1 protein-coding gene is annotated in these 307 nt (G+C 63.2%); it reads right to left on the reverse strand.

Translation table 11 applies throughout. The features are described from left to right. Positions 1-296 (reverse strand): UDP-3-O-acyl-N-acetylglucosamine deacetylase (locus EN818_RS31720; RefSeq protein WP_189524007.1); only part of this gene is annotated, 296 nt, incomplete at its 3' end. Positions 297-307: the final 11 nt, after the last annotated feature.

Here is a 307-nt window from a genome sequence, read left to right on the forward strand (position 1 = left end):
ATGATGAGGTTGTCGATGCCGAGTCCGAACACCGTCGCCATGAGGTGCTCGACGGTTCCGATGTGCTCGCCGGACGGGTCGCCGAGCATGGTGCAAAGGTCGGTGGCGCCAACCTCGGAGACCAGTGCGCGAAACTCGCGCCCCTCGCCGCCATTGGAAAGGTGGAACACGATGCCGGTATCGGCGTCGGCGGGCAGGAAATGAACGGTGACGGGCTTGCCGCTGTGGACGCCCGTGACGGTCAACGTCGCGCGCGCTTTAACTGTCGTCTGATAGGCGTGCAAGACAAACCCCATAAGCCCTAGCT

The organism is Mesorhizobium sp. M3A.F.Ca.ET.175.01.1.1 (genome assembly GCF_004791945.1).
Lineage (GTDB): Bacteria > Pseudomonadota > Alphaproteobacteria > Rhizobiales > Rhizobiaceae > Mesorhizobium.